The organism is Mycolicibacterium vinylchloridicum, from assembly GCF_013404075.1.
In the GTDB taxonomy this organism is placed as follows: domain Bacteria; phylum Actinomycetota; class Actinomycetes; order Mycobacteriales; family Mycobacteriaceae; genus Mycobacterium; species Mycobacterium vinylchloridicum.
Genome location: NZ_JACBJQ010000026.1, coordinates 32,923 through 49,918 on the forward strand (window position 1 = coordinate 32,923; position 16,996 = coordinate 49,918).

At 67.7% G+C, this 16,996-nt stretch carries 15 protein-coding genes; 12 read left to right on the forward strand and 3 right to left on the reverse strand.

The annotated features are described in order from the left end of the window. Nucleotide 1 precedes the first annotated feature (1 nt). A complete protein-coding gene (locus tag HPC46_RS20920) occupies nucleotides 2–2,812 on the reverse strand; it encodes an aconitate hydratase (RefSeq protein ID WP_407665540.1) in 2,811 nt (936 codons plus the stop codon). 189 nt (nucleotides 2,813–3,001) lie between these two features. Here HPC46_RS20920 and HPC46_RS20925 point away from each other — a divergent pair, with 189 nt between their 5' ends. The 9 genes from HPC46_RS20925 (at nucleotide 3,002) to HPC46_RS20965 (ending at nucleotide 11,754) form a co-directional block, all read left to right on the forward strand. After that, nucleotides 3,002–3,565, forward strand: coding sequence for an Rv1476 family membrane protein (locus HPC46_RS20925; protein WP_179473447.1), 564 nt, complete (start codon nucleotides 3,002–3,004; stop codon nucleotides 3,563–3,565). Between the two features lie 190 nt (nucleotides 3,566–3,755). Further along, complete coding sequence (gene ripA / locus HPC46_RS20930) at nucleotides 3,756–5,192, forward strand: NlpC/P60 family peptidoglycan endopeptidase RipA (protein WP_179473450.1); 1,437 nt, start codon at nucleotides 3,756–3,758, stop codon at nucleotides 5,190–5,192. A gap of 13 nt (nucleotides 5,193–5,205) precedes the next feature. Next, nucleotides 5,206–5,895, forward strand: coding sequence for an NlpC/P60 family peptidoglycan endopeptidase RipB (gene ripB, locus HPC46_RS20935; protein WP_005146356.1), 690 nt, complete (start codon nucleotides 5,206–5,208; stop codon nucleotides 5,893–5,895). A 118-nt stretch (nucleotides 5,896–6,013) separates the two neighbouring features. After that, nucleotides 6,014–7,108, forward strand: coding sequence for a chaperone MoxR1 (moxR1, locus tag HPC46_RS20940; RefSeq protein WP_179473452.1), 1,095 nt, complete (start codon nucleotides 6,014–6,016; stop codon nucleotides 7,106–7,108). Next, nucleotides 7,105–8,049, forward strand: coding sequence for a DUF58 domain-containing protein (locus HPC46_RS20945; protein ID WP_179473454.1), 945 nt, complete (start codon nucleotides 7,105–7,107; stop codon nucleotides 8,047–8,049). The genes moxR1 and HPC46_RS20945 overlap by 4 nt, the downstream gene beginning before the upstream one ends. Beyond that, a complete protein-coding gene (locus tag HPC46_RS20950; protein WP_179473456.1) occupies nucleotides 8,046–9,053 on the forward strand; it encodes a VWA domain-containing protein in 1,008 nt (335 codons plus the stop codon). The genes HPC46_RS20945 and HPC46_RS20950 overlap by 4 nt, the downstream gene beginning before the upstream one ends. Before the next feature lie 53 nt (nucleotides 9,054–9,106). Further along, nucleotides 9,107–9,871 (forward strand): 3-oxoacyl-ACP reductase FabG1, encoded by a 765-nt coding sequence (gene fabG1 / locus HPC46_RS20955; RefSeq protein WP_179473458.1) that lies wholly within the window; start codon nucleotides 9,107–9,109, stop codon nucleotides 9,869–9,871. A gap of 16 nt (nucleotides 9,872–9,887) precedes the next feature. Further along, nucleotides 9,888–10,694 carry an NADH-dependent enoyl-ACP reductase InhA gene (gene inhA / locus HPC46_RS20960; RefSeq protein WP_179473460.1) on the forward strand — a complete coding sequence of 269 codons (807 nt, stop codon included), beginning with the start codon at nucleotides 9,888–9,890 and terminating at the stop codon, nucleotides 10,692–10,694. 1 nt (nucleotide 10,695) lies between these two features. Beyond that, nucleotides 10,696–11,754 (forward strand): ferrochelatase, encoded by a 1,059-nt coding sequence (locus HPC46_RS20965; RefSeq protein WP_179473462.1) that lies wholly within the window; start codon nucleotides 10,696–10,698, stop codon nucleotides 11,752–11,754. Here the strand turns inward: HPC46_RS20965 and HPC46_RS20970 are convergent. Continuing rightward, nucleotides 11,723–12,583, reverse strand: coding sequence for an Rv1486c family protein (locus HPC46_RS20970; RefSeq protein WP_179473464.1), 861 nt, complete (start codon nucleotides 12,581–12,583; stop codon nucleotides 11,723–11,725). The two genes, HPC46_RS20965 and HPC46_RS20970, sit on opposite strands and share 32 nt — an antisense overlap. Nucleotides 12,584–12,661: 78 nt before the next feature. Here HPC46_RS20970 and HPC46_RS20975 point away from each other — a divergent pair, with 78 nt between their 5' ends. Next, nucleotides 12,662–13,096: an NfeD family protein gene (locus HPC46_RS20975; RefSeq protein ID WP_005146367.1), complete on the forward strand. Its 435-nt coding sequence runs from the start codon at nucleotides 12,662–12,664 to the stop codon at nucleotides 13,094–13,096. A 12-nt stretch (nucleotides 13,097–13,108) separates the two neighbouring features. Further along, nucleotides 13,109–14,317 carry an SPFH domain-containing protein gene (locus tag HPC46_RS20980; RefSeq protein ID WP_179473466.1) on the forward strand — a complete coding sequence of 403 codons (1,209 nt, stop codon included), beginning with the start codon at nucleotides 13,109–13,111 and terminating at the stop codon, nucleotides 14,315–14,317. A gap of 4 nt (nucleotides 14,318–14,321) precedes the next feature. On the opposite strand, the gene HPC46_RS20985 is transcribed toward HPC46_RS20980, so the two are convergent. Continuing rightward, nucleotides 14,322–15,044 (reverse strand): TVP38/TMEM64 family protein, encoded by a 723-nt coding sequence (locus HPC46_RS20985; RefSeq protein WP_179473469.1) that lies wholly within the window; start codon nucleotides 15,042–15,044, stop codon nucleotides 14,322–14,324. Nucleotides 15,045–15,166: 122 nt separating this feature from the next. On the opposite strand from HPC46_RS20985, the gene mutA reads away from it, so the two are divergent. Further along, nucleotides 15,167–16,996 carry a methylmalonyl-CoA mutase small subunit gene (gene mutA / locus HPC46_RS20990; protein WP_179473471.1) on the forward strand — a complete coding sequence of 610 codons (1,830 nt, stop codon included), beginning with the start codon at nucleotides 15,167–15,169 and terminating at the stop codon, nucleotides 16,994–16,996.

Below are 16,996 nucleotides of genomic sequence, written 5' to 3' on the forward strand. Positions count from 1 at the left end.
GCTAGCCGGCCGCGAGCATATGGCGGAGCACGTACTGCAGGATGCCGCCGTTGCGGTAGTAGTCGGCCTCACCGGGGGTGTCGATGCGCACCACGGCGTCGAATTGAACCGTCGACCCGTCTTCTTTGGTGGCTGTGACACTGACCGTCTTCGGCGTCTTGCCGTTGTTGAGCTCCTCGATCCCGGTGATGTCGAAGACCTCGGTGCCGTCCAGCTTGAGGCTGGCCGCCGACTCACCGGCCGGGAACTGCAGCGGGATCACGCCCATGCCGATCAGGTTGGACCGATGGATGCGCTCGAAGGACTCGGTGATGACCGCGCGCACGCCCAGCAGGCTGGTGCCCTTGGCCGCCCAGTCGCGCGATGAGCCCGACCCATATTCCTTGCCGCCCAACACCACCAGCGGAATGCCCACCTTCTGGTAGTTCTGCGAGGCGTCGTAGATGAAGGCCTGCGGCCCGCCGTCCTGGGTGAAATCACGGGTGTAGCCGCCGGACACGTCGTCAAGCAACTGGTTGCGCAATCGAATGTTCGCGAACGTGCCACGGATCATCACCTCATGGTTGCCGCGGCGCGACCCCAGCGAGTTGAAGTCCTTGGGCTCGACGCCGTTGGCCTCCAGATACTGTGCGGCGGGGGTGCCCTTCTTGATGGCGCCGGCCGGGCTGATGTGGTCGGTGGTGACCGAATCACCAAGCAGCGCAAGGACCCTGGCCCCGGTGATATCGCTGACGGGCTGGGGCTCGGCGGGCATACCGTCGAAGTACGGCGCCTTGCGCACATAGGTCGACGCGTCGTCCCACGCGAAGGTGTTGCCCTCGGGGGTCGGCAGCGAGCGCCAGCGGTCGTCGCCCTTGAACACGTCGGCGTAGCTCGCGGTGAACATGTCCCGGTTGATCGACGACGCGATGGTCTCCTCGATCTCCGCCGTCGTCGGCCAGATGTCGGCGAGGAACACGTCATTGCCGTCGGTGTCCTGCCCGAGCGGGTCAGACGCGAAATCGAAGTCCATCGTGCCCGCGATGCCGTAGGCGATCACCAGCGGCGGCGATGCCAGGTAGTTCATCTTGACGTCGGGGGAGATGCGGCCTTCGAAGTTGCGGTTGCCGGAGAGCACCGCGGTCACCGACAGATCGTTGTCGTTGATGGCGGCCGAGATCTCGTCGGGCAGCGGGCCGGTGTTGCCGATGCATGTGGTGCAGCCGTAGCCACCGAGGTAGTAGCCGAGCTTCTCCAGGTACGGCCACAGGCCGGCCTTGTTGTAGTAGTCGGTGACGACCTGCGAGCCGGGTGCCATGTTGGTCTTGACCCACGGCTTGGAGGTCAGGCCCTTCTCGACGGCCTTCTTGGCCAGCAGTGCGGCACCGAGCATGACCGACGGGTTCGAGGTGTTCGTGCACGATGTGATGCCCGCGACCACGACCGCGCCGTGGTCGAGCACGAACTCGCCGCGATCCGCCGACTTGACCGTGACCGGCTTGGACGGCCGGCCCTCGGATCCGTTGGCCGCCGACGGACGCGCATCGACCGCACCGTCGTCGGCGAAGGACAGCGACACCGGGTCGCTGGCGGGGAAGGACTCTTCCACCGCCTCATCGAGTTTGGTCTCCGGAGCCGGGTGGTTCTCCTCGACGTAGTTGTGGATGTCCTTGCGGAACGCGTTCTTGGCGTCGGAGAGCTCGATCCGGTCCTGTGGCCGCTTGGGCCCGGAGATCGACGGCACCACCGTGGACAGGTCGAGTTCGAGGTACTCGGAGAACTTCGGCTCGCGCTCGGGGTCGTGCCACATGCCCTGCGCCTTGGCGTAGGCCTCCACCAGGGCCAGCTGCTCGTCGGTGCGCCCGGTCAGCCGCAGGTATTTGATCGTCTCGTCGTCGATCGGGAAAATCGCTGCGGTGGAACCGAATTCGGGGCTCATGTTGCCGAGCGTCGCGCGGTTGGCCAGCGGCACCTCGGCCACACCCTTGCCGTAGAACTCGACGAACTTGCCGACCACGCCGTGCTTTCGCAGCATGTCGGTGACGGTCAGCACCACGTCGGTGGCGGTCACGCCGGGCTTGATCTCGCCGGTCAGTTTGAAGCCGACGACGCGGGGGATGAGCATCGAGACCGGCTGGCCGAGCATGGCGGCCTCGGCCTCGATACCGCCGACGCCCCAGCCCAGCACGCCAAGGCCGTTCTCCATCGTGGTGTGGCTGTCGGTGCCCACGCAGGTGTCGGGGTACGCGACGCCATTGCGCACCATCACGACGCGGGCCAGGTACTCGATGTTGACCTGGTGCACGATGCCGGTGCCGGGCGGGACGACCTTGAAGTCGTCGAACGCGCCCTGGCCCCAGCGCAGGAACTGGTAGCGCTCGCCGTTGCGTTCGTACTCGAGTTCGACGTTCCGCTCGAACGCGTCGGCGGTGCCGAACACGTCGAGGATCACCGAGTGGTCGATGACCATCTCGGCGGGCGAGAGCGGGTTGACCTTGTCCGGGTCGCCGCCCAGCGCCGCGACGGCCTCACGCATGGTGGCCAGGTCGACGATGCAGGGCACGCCGGTGAAGTCCTGCATCAGCACGCGCGCGGGCGTGAACTGGATCTCGATGCTCGGCTCGGCCGAAGGGTCCCAGTTCGCGATCGCCTCGATGTGGTCTTTGGTGATGTTGGCGCCGTCCTCGGTGCGCAACAGGTTCTCGGCGAGCACCTTGAGGCTGTAGGGAAGTTTCTCGGTCCCGGGCACCGCGTCGAGGCGGTAGATCTGGTAGCTGTTGTCGCCGACCTCGAGGGTGTCGCGCGCTCCAAACGAATTAAGTGAATCGCTCACATCAACTCCCGGCGTAGTCATCGATGCCGACGGGCTGTGTCGGCATCCGTCTCGAATACTAACAGTACGCTTGTCCTGCTAAGCGGTCGGATCGTTTCCGTTCGCGGCCAACGGTCCTGGGTCCCAGTCTTGTCTTCCTCGGCGCGTGGTGCCACCCCGGGGCAGAGCCAAGGGGTACGGTTTGCGATCGTGACGAATCTGCACCCGCCGACCTTCATTCCGGTGGAGGTGTGCAGCACCGCGGGCCTGGCCCCGTCGACTCCGGTCGAGCAGTGCCTGGCGGCGGTCAAGGCCGACGTGGCCTCCGACGGCGTCGCTGCTCCGGCCGCCGATGTCGCGGGTCTGCAGAAGATAGTGGCCTCGGCTCAGGAGCGCGGCATCGACCTCAAGGTCGTCGTGATGGAGACCAGCCCGCCGATCGACACCCCGCTTCGCGATATCGCCACCGAGATCGGGGCCGCCAATCCCGGTGCCACGGTGCTGGTGCTGAGCCCGGGGTGGGCCGGTACCTACAGCACCACCTATGACCGCGTGACCCTCGAGGCGGGCCAGGACGTGGCCAAGACGGCCCCCAATCCGGTCGTCGGCACGCAGGCTTTTGTCGATCAGTTACAAACGCCAGACTTTCCCTGGACGGGATTAACGATCACGCTCGTGATCGGGGTGGCTGCAGCGGCTGTTTTGACCCGAGTTCTGCAACTTCGGGGACGCCGCTCGCAAAATACCGATACCGCTGCTGATCAGGTCAAATAGCCTTATCTGGCAAATCGATAAGATTACTTTTCGGCAACATCCCGTAAATGACAAACATGTAATTCCTGCCGGAAGTTTCCTCTGCGACAAATGTGACGTACGGTGCAACTGTCGCCATTGTTATTGATGTGACTCATGTGACATCTGTTACTGGCGTGACTGCACGTGGAGCAGAGGAGACCAGGGTCGAATGAGACGTTCCCATCGCGGCTCTCTCGTCCGCCCATTGGCACTCAGCGTCGTCATGACGCTGACCATGCCGGGGCTGGCCCAGGCCGAGCCAGGGCCGGGCCCCAACACGATCGCCGGACTGATCGCCGACGTTGCCGACGCCAACCAGCGTCTGCAGGACATCGGCGCCAAGGTTCAGGCCGAGCAGGAAAGCGTCAACAAGGCGATCGTCGACGTCCAGTCCGCTCGCGATGCGGCGGCCGCCGCCCAAGAACAGGTCGACGTCAGCGCGGCGGCGGTCAAGGACTCCACCGCCGCAATCGCCGAGGCGCAGAAGCGATTCGACGAACTTGCCGTCGCCGCCTATATGAACGGACCGTCGTCGTCGCTGTTGATGGCGACGACGCCCGAGGACATCATCTCCACCGCGTCGGCCACCCAGGCGCTGACGCTGAGCTCGCAACAGGTGATCACCGACCTGCAGCGGGCCCGCACCGAGCAGGTCAACAAGGAGTCCGCGGCGCGGCTGGCCAAGGAGAAGGCCGACCAGGCCGTCGCCGACGCCGAAGCCAGTCAGCAGGCCGCCGTCTCGGCGTTGACCCAGGCGCAGAAGACGTTCGGTGACCAGCAGGCCGAGATCGACCGGCTGGCGGCCGAGCGGAAGACGGCTCAGGAGAAACTCGACGCCGCCCGACCCCTAGTTCAGCGGTCGGCGCCGGCGAATTCGCCTGCCGCCGTGCCGCAGTCGGCGGCGACCGGCCCGGCGACCCCGGGGGATCGCTGGGACCCGGCCGCCCCGGGCTCGCCCAAGGCGCCGGGGGCGGGCACGGTCCCGCCGTACGGCAGCGCCTCGGAATGGGACACCACCTTGCCGATGGTGCCCAGTGCCTTCGTCTCCGGCGATCCGATCCAGATCATCAACGCGGTGCTGCAGATCTCGTCGTCCTCGCTGAACGCGACCAAGCAGATGGGCAAGAGCTTCCTGCAGAAGCTCGGCATCCTGAAGCCCGACGACACCGGAATCACCAACGGCGCGATCCCCTATGTGTACGGCGCGCAGGCCTCCGAGTACGTCATCAAACGCGCCATGTCCCAGATGGGCGTGCCGTACTCCTGGGGTGGCGGCACCGCCAACGGCCCCAGCAACGGCATCGACAGTGGCGCCGGCACAGTCGGATTCGACTGCTCCGGACTGATCCTTTATGCGTTCGCCGGTGTCGGCATCAAGCTGCCGCACTACTCGGGTTCGCAGTACAACATGGGCCGCAAGATCCCCTCGTCGCAGATGCGTCGCGGTGACGTGATCTTCTACGGCCCCGGCGGCAGCCAGCACGTGACGCTCTACCTGGGCCAGGGCCAGATGCTCGAGGCTCCCTACACCGGCTCTTCCGTGAAGATCTCACCGGTGCGCACCAGCGGCATGACACCGTTCGTCATCCGCTACATCGAATACTGACGGAGTTGTACCCATGTCTCGCAACACTTCTCGACGGCTCTTCGTCGGGACGATCCTGACGGCACTGACACTTGGGCTTGGCGTTGCCGGCCCGGCGAATGCCGATCCGGGCGAGTGGGATCCGACGCTGCCCAAGATCCTGAGCGCGGGCGCCCCCGGTGACCCGGTGGCTGTAGCCAACGCCTCGCTACAGGTTGCCCAGCAGTCGGCGCAGGCAACCATGGATCTGGGCCGCAGGTTCCTGGCCGGACTGGGCTTCGGCGGTTCGCCATCGGCGATCCCCGGTGGCCGGGTCAGGGGACCACAGGCCATCGAATACGTCATCGCCCGCGGCGCCTCGCAACGCGGCGTGCCGTACTCCTGGGGTGGCGGCGCGATCAACGGGCCGAGCGCCGGCGTGGAGGAAGACGCCGGCAAGGTCGGCTACGACTGCTCGGGCTTCACCCGCTACGCCTTCGCGGGGGTCGGTGTGCAGATTCCCAAGTACTCGGGCGACCAGTACAACGCCGGCCGGCACATCCCGCCCTCGCAGGCCAAGCGCGGCGATCTGATCTTCTATGGGCCCGGCGGGACCCAGCACGTCACGATCTATCTCGGCAACGGCCAGATGCTCGAGGCGTCGTCGGCGGCTGGTCAGGTGACCGTCAGCCCGGTGCGCACCGCGGGTATGACGCCGTATCTGACGCGCATCATCGAGACCTAAAGGCGCCGGATCTCGACGCGCCAGCGAACGGGGCACGTCGACGGATCCCAGAACGCCTGGAATAGTTGTGGCAGGGCACGGCGTGCCTGCCAAAACCAACAGCTCGTGGAGGAAGTCGATGACGTCACCAGGTGGGTCGCCCGCAGGCCCCGCAGCCCAGTCCTTTTCGGCTGGCGGTAACGGTCTGGCCGGCGAGGTCCACACCCTGGAGCGGGCGATCTTCGAGGTCAAGCGCATCATCGTGGGTCAGGATCAGCTCGTCGAGCGCATCCTGGTCGGGCTGCTGGCCAAGGGGCACGTGCTACTCGAAGGTGTCCCCGGCGTCGCCAAGACGCTCGCGGTCGAGACCTTCGCCAAGGTGGTCGGCGGTACCTTCGCTCGCATCCAGTTCACCCCCGACCTGGTGCCCACCGACATCATCGGTACCCGCATCTACCGGCAGGGCCGCGAGGAGTTCGACATCGAGCTCGGACCGGTCGTGGTGAACTTCCTGCTGGCCGACGAGATCAACCGCGCCCCGGCAAAGGTGCAGTCGGCATTGCTCGAAGTCATGGCCGAGCGCAAGATCTCCATCGGCGGCAAGACCTATGAGCTGCCCAAGCCGTTCCTGGTGATGGCAACCCAGAACCCGATCGAGAACGAGGGCGTCTACCCGCTGCCGGAAGCCCAGCGCGACCGCTTCCTGTTCAAGATCAACGTCGACTACCCCTCGCCCGAGGAAGAGCGCGAGATCATCTACCGGATGGGTGTCACCCCGCCGGAGCCCAAACAGATCCTCGAAACCGGCGACCTGCTTCGGCTGCAGAACGTGGCCGCCAACAACTTCGTCCACCACGCGTTGGTCGACTACGTGGTCCGGGTCGTCACCGCGACCCGCCGGCCCGAGCAGTTCGGGCTCGGCGACGTCAAGGCGTGGGTGGCGTTCGGCGCCTCGCCGCGTGCGTCGCTGGGCATCATCGCCGCCGCCCGCGCCCTGGCGCTGGTGCGCGGCCGCGACTACGTGATCCCGCAGGACGTCATCGACGTAATCCCCGACGTGCTGCGCCACCGCCTGGTGCTGACCTACGACGCGCTCGCCGATGACATCAAGGCCGAGACGGTGATCAGCCGGATCCTGCAGACCGTCGCGCTGCCTCAGGTCAATGCCGTTCCCCAACAAGGGCATTCGGTGCCGCCGGTGGTTCCCGCCGGGGCGGGTGCCAACGGTCGGTGAGTGACTCGCAGACCATCCACCCGCCGTCTTTTCAGCGCGGTGAGATCGGTGACGCCAAGCTCTCGGCGGCGCTGCGCACCCTCGAGCTGACGGTCCGGCGCAAGCTCGACGGAGTCCTGCACGGTGACCACCTCGGCCTGATCCCCGGCCCGGGTTCCGAACCGGGGGAGTCGCGGCTCTACCAGCCCGGTGACGACGTGCGCCGGATGGACTGGTCGGTGACCGCCCGTACCACCCACCCGCATGTGCGGCAGATGATCGCCGACCGCGAACTGGAGACCTGGCTGGTGGTCGACATGTCGGCGAGCCTGGACTTCGGCACCACCGGGTGTGAGAAGCGCGACCTGGCCGTCGCCGCGTCCGCGGCGATCACCTATCTCAACAGCGGCGGCGGCAACCGGATCGGCGCGATCATCGCCAACGGCGACACGATCACCCGGGTGCCGGCCCTGTCCGGCCGGATGCATGAGCAGACGCTGCTGCGGACCATTGCCACCATGCCGAAGGCGCCCGCAGGCGTGCGCGGTGACCTGGCCGCCGCCATCGACGCGTTGCGCCGGCCCGAACGGCGCCGCGGCATGGCGGTGGTGATCAGCGACTTCCTCGGCCCGATCAACTGGATGCGGCCGCTGCGTGCGATCGCTGCCCGCCACGAAGTGCTGGGCATCGAGGTGCTCGACCCGCGCGACGTCGAACTGCCGCCGGTCGGCGACGTGATCCTGCAGGACACCGAGTCCGGCGCCACCCGGGAGTTCACCATCGACGAGCAGCTCCGCGACGACTTCGCCCGCGCCGCGGCGGTGCACCGCGACGAGGTGGCGCGCACCCTGCGTCGCTGCGGCGCTCCGCTGATGACCCTGCGGACCGACCGTGACTGGATCGCCGACATCGTGCGGTTCGTCGCGTCCCGTCGCCGCGGCGCACTGGCGGGTAGCCAATGACATTGCCGTTGCTCGGGCCGATGACACTGTCCGGCTTCGAACACCCGTGGTTCTTCCTTTTCCTGCTCGTCATCGCCGGTCTGGTCGGGCTCTACGTCATCGTTCAGTACGCCCGGCAGAAGCGGGTCCTGCGGTTCGCCAACATGGAGCTGCTGGAAAGCGTTGCGCCCAAACGGCCTACGCGCTGGCGGCACCTCTCGGCCATCCTGTTGATCGCCTCGCTGATCCTTCTGACCATCGCGATGGCCGGCCCGACTCACGACGTGCGTATTCCGCGCAATCGCGCCGTGGTGATGCTGACCATCGACGTCTCGCAGTCGATGCGCGCCACCGACGTCGAGCCCAGCCGGCTGGCGGCCGCACAGGAGGCTGCCAAGCAGTTCGCCGACCAGCTGACCCCCGGCATCAACCTGGGTCTGATCGCCTATGCGGGCACCGCCACCGTCCTGGTGTCGCCGACCACCAACCGCGAGGCCACCAAGCAGGCGATCGACAAGCTGCAACTGGCGGACCGCACCGCCACCGGCGAGGCCATCTTCACCTCGCTGCAGGCCATCGCGACCGTGGGCGCCGTCATCGGCGGCGGTGACACCCCGCCGCCGGCCCGCATCGTGCTGATGTCCGACGGCAAGGAAACCGTGCCCTCGAACCCGGACAACCCGAAGGGCGCGTTCACCGCCGCCCGCACCGCCAAGGATCAGGGCGTGCCGATCTCCACGGTGTCGTTCGGCACCCCGTACGGCTACGTCGAGATCAATGACCAGCGCCAGCCGGTTCCGGTCGACGACGAGATGCTCAAGAAGATCGCGGATCTCTCCGGCGGCAATGCCTACACCGCATCGAGTCTGCAGCAGCTCAAGGAGGTCTTCACCTCACTGCAGGACCAGATCGGCTACGAGACCATCAAGGGCGAGGCCAGCACCGGCTGGCTGCGGCTGGGCGCGCTGGTGCTCGCTCTCGCCGCGCTCGCCGCACTGCTGGTCAACCGGCGCCTGCCGGGTTGATGCCCCTCGTGTCGATTTCGGTGCCACCGACGACAGACAGTAAGTTGACCGACATGACCGATACCGATACCGCTGAATCGGCCGGCGTCGCCGCGGCCGGAAAACCCGAGTTCGTCTCCCGTTCGGTGCTGGTCACCGGTGGAAACCGGGGTATCGGCCTGGCGATCGCGCGCCGACTGGCCGCCGACGGTCACAAGGTCGCCGTCACTCACCGCGGGTCCGGTGCACCCGAGGGATTGTTCGGTGTCGTGTGTGATGTCACCGACAGCGCAGCCGTCGACCGGGCCTTCACCGAGGTCGAGGAGCATCAGGGTCCGGTCGAGGTGCTGGTGTCCAACGCCGGCATCTCCCAGGACGCGTTCATGATCCGGATGACGGAGGAGCGTTTCGAGGCGGTCATCAACGCCAACCTGACCGGGGCGTTCCGGGTGGCACAGCGGGCGTCGCGCAGCATGCAGCGCAAGCGGTTCGGCCGGATCATCTTCATCGGCTCGGTCTCGGGCATGTGGGGCATCGGCAACCAGTCCAACTACGCGGCCGCCAAGGCCGGCCTGATCGGGATGGCCCGTTCGATCTCTCGGGAGATGTCCAAGGCCGGCGTCACCGCCAACGTCGTCGCGCCCGGCTATATCGACACCGAGATGACCCGCGCGCTCGACGAGCGGATCCAAGAGGGCGCACTGGAATTCATCCCGGCCAAGCGGGTCGGGACGGCCGAGGAGGTCGCGGGGGCGGTCAGTTTCCTGGCGTCGGAGGATGCCGGCTACATCGCCGGCGCGGTGATCCCGGTCGACGGCGGCATGGGTATGGGGCACTAGGAAAGGGACATTCACTGTGACACTTCTTCAAGGCAAGCGGATTCTCGTCACGGGGATCATCACCGACTCGTCGATCGCGTTCTACATCGCCAAGGTCGCCCAGGAAGCCGGTGCCGAGCTGGTGCTCACCGGCTTCGACCGGATGAAGCTGATCCGCCGGATCGCCGACCGGCTGCCCAACCCGGCGCCGCTGATCGAGCTCGACGTGCAGAACGAAGAGCACCTGTCGACGCTGGCCGACCGCGTCACCGCCGAGATCGGTGAGGGCAACAAGCTCGACGGCGTGGTGCACTCCATCGGCTTCATGCCGCAGACCGGCATGGGCATAAACCCGTTCTTCGACGCGCCCTACGAGGACGTTTCCAAGGGCATTCACATCTCTGCGTACTCCTACGCCTCGCTGGCCAAAGCCGTGCTGCCGGTGATGAACCCCGGCGGCGGCATCGTCGGCATGGACTTCGACCCCACCCGGGCGATGCCGGCCTACAACTGGATGACGGTCGCCAAGAGTGCGCTGGAATCGGTCAACCGATTCGTCGCCCGCGAAGCCGGCAAGGTCGGTGTGCGGTCGAATCTCGTTGCAGCAGGACCGATCCGGACCCTGGCGATGAGTGCGATCGTCGGCGGCGCGCTGGGTGAAGAAGCCGGCGCACAGATGAAGCTGCTCGAAGAGGGCTGGGATCAGCGTGCGCCGCTGGGCTGGAACATGAAGGATCCGACGCCGGTTGCCAAGACGGTGTGCGCCCTGCTGTCGGACTGGCTGCCGGCCACCACCGGAACCATCATCTTCGCCGACGGCGGCGCCAGCACCCAGCTGCTCTAGAGTGCCCCCGTTTGACGCGCTGTTGCTGCTCTCGTTCGGTGGCCCGGAGGGCCCCGAACAGGTGATGCCGTTCCTGGAGAACGTCACTCGGGGCCGGGGGATACCGCCCGAGCGGCTGGCCGCCGTCGCCGAGCACTACCTGCATTTCGGCGGGGTATCTCCGATCAACGGCATCAACCGCGCCCTGATCGACGAGATACGCGCCGAACTCGCCGAGCGTGGCGACGAACTGCCGGTGTACTTCGGCAACCGCAACTGGCATCCCTTCGTCGAAGACACCGTTGCGGCAATGACGTCCGACGGCGTGCGGCGTGCGGCGGTGTTCACCACCTCGGCGTGGGGCGGCTATTCGGGCTGCGCCCAGTATCAGGAGGACATCGTCCGCGCCCGCGCCGCCGTGGGCGCCGGGGCCCCGGATCTGGTGAAGCTGCGGCAGTTCTTCGACCATCCGCTGCTGGTGGAGATGTTCACCGATGCCATCGCCGAGGCTGTCGCGACACTGCCGCAATCTCTGCGCGCCGATGCCCGATTGGTGTTCACCGCCCATTCGATCCCGCTGCGCGCCGCGAACCGGTGCGGGCCGGATCTGTATGCCCGCCAAGTCCGTTACGCTGCCGGGCTGGTGGCCACCGCGGCCGGTTACGCCGACTATGACGTGGTGTGGCAGTCCCGCTCGGGACCGCCACAGGTGCCGTGGCTGGAACCCGATGTCGCCGATCATCTCTCGGTGCTGGGCGCATCCGGCGTCAAGGCGGTTGTGGTGTGCCCGGTCGGATTCGTCGCCGACCACATCGAGGTGGTGTGGGACCTGGACAACGAACTTGCCCAGCAGGCCGGTGAACTCGGGATCGCGCTGGCCAGGGCTTCGACTCCCAATGCGCAACGTCGCTTCGCTCAGCTGGTACTCGATCTCGTCGACGAGGTACGCGACGGTCGCGAGCCGGTGAGAGTGGTTGGCGCCGAGCCGGTTCCGGGCTACGGTGCCAGCGTCGACGGCCGGTTCTGCACACCCGGCTGTGAGCCGGAACTCAGTGCCAGGCCGAGTGCAGGATCGCGGTGACCGCGGCGATGCGCGCCGAGCGCACGATCGATGCCAGCGGCCGCAGTGCGTCGTTGGCGATCTGAGCTTCCGACGCGCTCTGGGTGCCGATCGGCATCAGTCCCGAGCTGACCGAGATGATCGCGTCGACGTGTGCGGCGTTCTCCAATACGCGAAGTGCGCGCGCCGGAGCATGATCGGGGGCGCGGTGGTGTCTGCCGGATTCCAGCACCTGCTCGACGAGCCCGCGCGGGTCGTCGACACCCCCCGCGGCGCCGAGCTGCAGAGCGCCAAGGGCATCGGCGGCCGACCGCACGGCCGATCGCAGGTTGTACTCCGCCTCGCCGAGGTCGAGGTGGTCGACCACCGGGATGGCGGGCAAGGAGTACACCGTCCAGGACAGCGCGCACAGCTCGGGCATCCGGTCGCCGTCCGGCAACTCGTCATCGGTGTCGTCGTACTCGAAATCGGGGACCAGGCCGATGGTGTCGCCGGCTGGGCTGGTCACGATGATCGCCTCGCCGGACGCCAGTGCGTCGCGCTGGAACTGGGTGCCGGCCGCCAACCCCCGGACGTCGCCGGGAACAGGAAGGACGACGCTGATCGCGGGGGGCCGGGCGTCCATCGAGCGGCCTGCGACGGTCCGCAACGTCTGCAGCAACGACACCGCACCGGCGTCGTCGACGTCCGGCCAGGGCAGTCCGGTATGGCCGGCCGCGACCGAATCGTAGGCGGTCACCGAATGCGTTGGTGCCCAAGCTGATAACGCGTCGAGGACGTCGTCGGGCGCAGCCTGGCCCGCGAGCCAGGCGTTGGCCCACACGGATAGCGAAACACTCGGGCACCACATGATGCTCGCAGTGTAGTGGGTGGACCTTGAACCGGCTTTCTGCCAACCTGTCGTGCCCGGCCGCGATATCCTGACCTCATGCCCGCGGCACTGATCTGGCTCGTGTTTGCCCTAGGTCTTGCCGGTGCCGAGGCCCTCACGGGCGACATGTTCCTGCTGATGCTGGCCGGCGGCGCGCTGGCCGCCGGTGGTTCGAGCTGGCTCCTGGACTGGCCGGTGTGGGCCGACGGCGCGGTGTTCCTGGTGGTTTCGGTGCTGCTTCTGCTGCTGGTCCGCCCCGCGCTGCGCCGGAAACTCACCGCGGGCAAGGGGCTGCCAGAACCGGTCAAGGCGCTGGAAGGCAAGAGCGCGCTGGTGCTCGACCGGGTGGCGCAGCATGAAGGCCAGGTGAAACTGGACGGTGAAGTCTGGACGGCCCGCCCCTACAACGACAACGATGTCTACGAGCCGGGCGACCACGTCACCGTCATGCACATCGACGGTGCCACCGCGGTCGTCTGGAAGAACGGGTAAGGAGAACCCTTCATGGACGGTGCCATAGCCGGTCTGGTCTTGCTCGCGGTGCTGGTGATCTTCGCCATCATCGTCGTCGCCAAGTCCATCGCGCTGATCCCGCAGGCCGAGGCCGCCGTGATCGAGCGGCTCGGACGCTATAGCAAGACCGTGTCGGGTCAGCTCACGCTGCTGGTTCCGTTCGTGGACAAGGTCCGCGCGCGGGTGGACCTGCGCGAGCGGGTGGTGTCGTTCCCGCCGCAACCGGTGATCACCGAGGACAACCTGACCGTCAACATCGACACGGTGGTGTACTTCCAGGTCACCAACCCGCAGGCGGCGGTCTACCAGATCAGCAACTACATCGTCGGTGTGGAGCAGCTGACCACCACCACGCTGCGCAACGTCGTCGGCGGCATGACCCTCGAGCAGACGCTGACCAGCCGCGACCAGATCAACGGGCAGCTGCGCGGCGTTCTCGACGAGGCCACCGGGCGCTGGGGTCTGCGGGTTGCCCGCGTGGAGCTGCGCAGCATCGACCCGCCGCCGTCCATTCAGGATTCGATGGAGAAGCAGATGCGCGCCGACCGCGAGAAGCGCGCCATGATCCTCACCGCAGAGGGCAGCCGGGAGGCCTCGATCAAGCAGGCCGAAGGCCAGAAACAGGCCCAGATCCTGGCCGCCGAGGGCGCCAAACAGGCCGCGATCCTGGCCGCCGAGGCTGACCGGCAGTCCCGGATACTGCGCGCTCAGGGCGAGCGGGCCGCGTCCTACCTGCAGGCGCAGGGCCAGGCCAAGGCCATCGAGAAGACGTTCGCCGCCATCAAGGCGGGCCGGCCGACCCCGGAGATGCTGGCCTACCAATACCTGCAGACGCTGCCTCAGATGGCCAAGGGCGAGGCCAACAAGGTGTGGCTGGTGCCCAGCGACTTCGGTTCGGCGCTGCAGGGATTCACCAAGATGCTCGGCGCGCCCGGCGAGGACGGGGTGTTCCGCTACACGCCGTCCCCGGTCGAGCCCGACCTGCCCAGGGCCGAGGACGACTCCGACGAGGTCGCCGATTGGTTCGACACCAAGACCGACCCCGCGATCGCGCAGGCGGTGGCCAAGGCCGAGGCCGAGGCGCGCAATACGGTGCCCGCGGTAGGCGCGGCCCCGGTGCCCTCGTATCCGCCGCTGTCCGAGCAGCAGGCTCCACCGGCCGACCCGCAGTACGCTCCGCGGCACGGCAACGAGCAGTAGTGACCTATCCGCTCTTGGTCGCGACGCCGTCGCCGGCTCGGCGGTGAGTCCGCACCTCGTGGGCCAGCCCGGCGATGCCGACTGCCGCGGTACACGCCGACACCAGCACCAGTAGCGGGCTGATATTGCCGGTCAGCGCATCTCCGAGGAACACCACGGCGGTGGTGCCGGGAATCAGCCCGGCCAGCGTCGCCCACAGGTACGGCAGCACCCGCACCGCCGAGGCCCCCACGGCGTAGTTGAGCACCGAGAACGGGACGGCGGGGATCATCCGCAGCGAGAACACCGCGGGCCAGCCGCGGGCGCTCAAGCGCGCGTCCACCGACGCAAGAGCGGGATGGCTCACCAGCTTGCTGAGCTGCCAGCCCAGCGCCCGCACCAACAGCAACGCGATGAGCGCGCTCACGGTGCTGGCGACCACGGCGATCACCACACCCAGGCCGGGGCCGAACAACAGCCCCGCCGCCAGGGTGAAGGCGGTGCGCGGAAACGGGAAAACGGTGACGAGGATGTGCGCGCCGAGGAAGGCCAGGGGGAACCACGCCCCGAGCGATGTCGCCCAGTCCCGCAGCTGCACGGCCGTCGGCAGCGGCACCAGCAGCACGATTGCGACGAGAATCACACCGGCGACAGCGGTTCCGACGATGCGTGTCCGGGATACCTGGCGTGCCGTGGCGACCACCGCTGAGCTGACGCTGCGCAGCGTGTTGCGGGTCTTCGACGTCACGTTTACCAAGATTACGGGCCTGCCTACTCGGCGGCGTGACGCGTGAGTCCATCATTTAGCCTGATGGTCTGATGGCGTTCCCGGGGAGGGGCTGCCACGAGCTGCGACAACAGGAGTTGCCGGTGTCGGTAGTAGAGGTGGAGGAGGCCCGCGCCCGCTGGCGCACCGCGGTGGCCGGCGTGCTGGCCAAGAGCAGCCGGAAAGATCCGGCGGATCTGCCCGCGCAACCCGAGTCGCTGCTGGACTCGCCCACCTACGAGGGCTTTCCGATCCGGCCGCTCTACACCACGCTCGATGCCCGGCCCGAACCGCCGCTGCCCGGCACCTGGCCGTTTGTCCGTGGTGCCGACGCACGTCGCGACGTCGTTGCCGGCTGGAAGGTCGCCGAGATCTTCGGCGCCGGCGGCTCCGTTGCCGATGGCAATGCCGCGGTGCTCGCCGCCCTCGGCGACGGGGTGAGCGCGCTGGTGCTGCGCGTCGGCGACACCGGCGTTGACCCTGCCGATCTGGACCGGCTGTTGGAAGGCGTCTATCTGGAGCTCGCGCCGGTGGTCCTCGACGCGGGGGCGCAGTTCGTCCCCGCCGCGGACGCGGTGCTCGCCCTGGTGGCGGGTGCCGACGATGCCCAGCGCGCGGGACTGTCGATCGATCTGGGCGCCGATCCGTTCACTGCGCCGCTGAGCGGCTTTGACGCTCCCTCCGTCGAGGACGTGACCCGGGTCGCCGGGAATCTGGCCGGCTCAGCAGGGGTGCGCGCCATCACCGTCGACGGTCCGGCATTCCACAACCGCGGCGCCAACGCGGCGTGGGAACTCGCCGGTGCGCTGGGTGCCGCCGTCGAGTACGTGCGGGCGCTGGTGGACGCGGGCATCGACGTCGCCGATGCGCTGCGCCAGATCAGCTTCCGCCTGGTGGCCGACGACGACCAGTTCATGACGATCGCCAAATTCCGGGTGGCCCGCCAACTCTGGGCCCGGGTCGCCGACGTACTCGGCCAGCCCGATAGCGGGGCGGCGATCGTGCACGCGGTCACGTCACTGCCGATGATGACCCAGCGCGATCCGTGGGTGAACATGCTGCGCACTACACTGGCCGCATTCGGCGCCGGCGTGGGGGGAGCGGACACGGTGGCGGTGCTGCCGTTCGACGTGGCGATCCCGAGCGGATTCCCCGGCATCAGTGCCGGTTTCGCCCGGCGAATCGCGCGAAACACCCAGTTGTTGCTGCTCGAAGAGTCGCACATCGGCCGGGTGCTCGATCCCGCCGGCGGCTCTTGGTATGTCGAGGACCTCACCGAAAAGCTTGCCACGCAAGCCTGGTCGCATTTTCAGGACGTCGAGTCCCGGGGCGGCTTCGTGGCGGCCCGCGACCACATCGCCGAGCAGATCGAAGCGGTGCGGGCGCGCCGGGCCGACGACATCGCCCACCGCCGCACGGCGATCACGGGTGTGAACGAGTTCCCGAACCTGTCCGAAGCGCCGCTTCCGCACTTCGATTCGTCGGACACCGTGCGGCGCTACGCAGCCGGTTTCGAGGCGCTGCGCGACCGGTCCGACGCCTACCTCGAGCGCACCGGTTCACGCCCCTCGGTCCTGCTGCTGCCGCTGGGGCCGCTGGCCGAGAACAACATCCGGGCCACGTTCGCGGCCAACCTGCTGGCCTCCGGCGGCATCGAAGCGGTCAACCCCGGCACCGTCGACGCCGCCGGGACGGCCAAGGCCGTTGCCGACGCGAACGCGACGGTCGCGGTGATCTGCGGCACCGATGCCCGCTACGGCACCGATGCCTCCGATGTGGTGGCCGCGGCACGCGCGGCCGGACTCGATCAGATATTGCTCGCCGGCCCGGAGAAAGCCGTCGACGGCGCCGCTTCCAGACCCGACGGCTACTTGACCGCGAAAATCGATGCGGTCGAAGCGCTTTCGTCCCTGCTCACCCGATTGGGGGCCTGA

Excerpts from the sequence above, each read along its gene's own strand:
- HPC46_RS20975 (WP_005146367.1), top strand. The coding sequence starts at position 12,662 with ATGCCCGCGGCACTGATCTGGCTCGTGTTTGCCCTAGGTCTTGCCGGT.
- HPC46_RS20970 (WP_179473464.1), bottom strand. The coding sequence starts at position 12,583 with ATGTGGTGCCCGAGTGTTTCGCTATCCGTGTGGGCCAACGCCTGGCTC.
- ripA (WP_179473450.1), top strand. The coding sequence starts at position 3,756 with ATGAGACGTTCCCATCGCGGCTCTCTCGTCCGCCCATTGGCACTCAGC.
- fabG1 (WP_179473458.1), top strand. The coding sequence starts at position 9,107 with ATGACCGATACCGATACCGCTGAATCGGCCGGCGTCGCCGCGGCCGGA.
- moxR1 (WP_179473452.1), top strand. The coding sequence starts at position 6,014 with ATGACGTCACCAGGTGGGTCGCCCGCAGGCCCCGCAGCCCAGTCCTTT.
- HPC46_RS20950 (WP_179473456.1), top strand. The coding sequence starts at position 8,046 with ATGACATTGCCGTTGCTCGGGCCGATGACACTGTCCGGCTTCGAACAC.
- HPC46_RS20980 (WP_179473466.1), top strand. The coding sequence starts at position 13,109 with ATGGACGGTGCCATAGCCGGTCTGGTCTTGCTCGCGGTGCTGGTGATC.
- ripB (WP_005146356.1), top strand. The coding sequence starts at position 5,206 with ATGTCTCGCAACACTTCTCGACGGCTCTTCGTCGGGACGATCCTGACG.